The 1,811-nt window shown below is 60.6% G+C and carries 2 protein-coding genes; one reads left to right on the top strand and one right to left on the bottom strand.

What is annotated here, in order from left to right:
* Positions 1 to 69: 69 nt before the first annotated feature.
* Positions 70 to 960 (bottom strand): tRNA pseudouridine(55) synthase TruB, encoded by an 891-nt coding sequence (truB, locus tag ABX749_RS31640; protein WP_372899546.1) that lies wholly within the window; start codon positions 958 to 960, stop codon positions 70 to 72.
* A gap of 118 nt (positions 961 to 1,078) precedes the next feature.
* On the opposite strand from truB, the gene ABX749_RS31635 reads away from it, so the two are divergent.
* The gene (locus ABX749_RS31635) at positions 1,079 to 1,606 is read left to right on the top strand and encodes an NUDIX hydrolase (RefSeq protein ID WP_372899545.1); all 528 of its coding nucleotides are present in this window, start codon (positions 1,079 to 1,081) and stop codon (positions 1,604 to 1,606) included.
* The last annotated feature ends 205 nt before the right edge of the window (positions 1,607 to 1,811 follow it).

The following is a 1,811-nucleotide window of genomic DNA, read 5'->3' as shown; positions in this document are numbered from 1 at the left end:
CGCTGCTGACCGATCCCAAGTTTTCAGATCCGTTTGTCGCTCAACCGTAGCGAGTCCCGCTGGCAAGCTCTAGTCCGGAAAGACTCGCTTCGGGCACCAGCTCGATTGCTTCTGGACCAGGATCGCTTTGAGGTGTCCGTCGGGGGTGATCGCCGCAACATGTTCGGGATCTCCCTCCGCGCCACGGGGCGTGTCGGGTTGCCGTGTGCCCAGGCACAACCCGTTGGCCAAGCGTTTGCATTCGTCTGGATTGACGATCAACCGGGGCAGGTGCGAAACGCCGATCGCCGCGGGCAACAGCAGGGATTCGATTTCGTTTTCACGGAGCTGCGTTTCGGAAATGGAATCCGAGATCGAAAACTCGCCGACGCGTGTTCGGACCAGCGACGTCATCACCGCGACGGTGCCGACCGCTTTAGCAACGTCCATTCCCAAGGTGCGAATGTAGGTGCCGGTTCCGCAAGTGATTTGTAGCTGCAAATCGGGATACTGATAGGACAAGATTTCGATCGCTTCGACGTGAACCTTCCGGGCTGGCATCACCACGTCCTGCCCTTCGCGGGCCATCACGTAGGCCCGTTTGCCGTCGACTTTGATGGCCGAATAAGCCGGCGGGATCTGCTCGATCCTTCCCGTCAAGCTGCGGCACGCTGAAGCGAGTTCTTGGGCGGTCGGGATCGGATGATCGGGATACAGCGTGGGTTCGAATTCCATGTCGCCGGTCGGGCTCTCGGCGGCCAGTCGAAACGTCGCTCGATAGCTCTTGGAAGCTTCATGCACGAAGGGGGTCAGCCGGGCGGCGGGCCCGACGCCGACGACCAGCACGCCGCTGGCCAGCGGATCAAGCGTGCCGCAGTGCCCCACCTTGACCTTCCGTCCGCGCAATCGTCCCTGCACGATGTTGACCAAGTCGCGTGATGAAAAGCCGATCGGCTTGTCGCAATTGAGAAATCCGAACATGTTTCCTTGGTACACAGGGTGGATGGTGCGGGCGGTGGATTGTCCATCAACGGAGGGACCGCGTAACATATCCGGCTGACGAATCAAGACAACATGCTGACAGAAGGGTTGACGACTGATGAGCCGAGACGATGATCCCACAGAACCGATGCTTTTGAAGGGGGCCAGGTTCAACGTCCACCGGATGACGTTGACCGGCGACGATGGCCGGCTTTATCAACGAGAGGTGATTCGCCATCCCGGCGCGGTCGTGTTGCTACCGATCTTGGAGGACGGCCGCGTCGTTCTGATCGAAAACACCCGACCGACGGTAGGCGAGACGCTGCTGGAGCTTCCGGCCGGTACGCGTGAATCGGCCGAAGAGGCCGTGGTCACGGCGTCGCGAGAATTGATCGAAGAAACCGGCTACCGGGCAGGCAAGCTGGAATTGATTCATGAGTTCTATTCCGCGCCGGGCATTTGCGACGAACTGATGCATCTGTACCGGGCGACCGAGTTGGTCGCCGGGGATCCTGACCGCGAAGCGACCGAGTCGATCGTCAATCGGATCGCGACGCGGGACGAAATCAAAGCCTGGATCGCCAGCGGAAAAATCCGCGATGCGAAGACACTGGTGGGTCTGTACGCGTGGCTGTGGGCAGATTGAGTCAGCGTGGCGCCGGCTCGCGAACACATTCGCGTCGTGATCCCGGTGCATGGTAGCGGAAGGGCGCGAGCCCTCCGGTGTTGCCACAAACCGGACGGCTCGCGCCGTGCCGCTAAAACGGATGCCCTACCGGACGGCTCGCGCCGTTCCGCTAAAACGAATGCCCTACCGGACGGCTCGACAGTTTACGGCGTCAAATCAAAAT

It is taken from the genome of Stieleria sp., assembly GCF_041595215.1.
GTDB lineage: Bacteria > Planctomycetota > Planctomycetia > Pirellulales > Pirellulaceae > Stieleria > Stieleria magnilauensis.
This window is presented reverse-complemented; position numbering and strand designations above follow the sequence as displayed.

Excerpts from the sequence above, each read along its gene's own strand:
- truB (WP_372899546.1), bottom strand. The coding sequence starts at position 960 with ATGTTCGGATTTCTCAATTGCGACAAGCCGATCGGCTTTTCATCACGC.
- ABX749_RS31635 (WP_372899545.1), top strand. The coding sequence starts at position 1,079 with ATGAGCCGAGACGATGATCCCACAGAACCGATGCTTTTGAAGGGGGCC.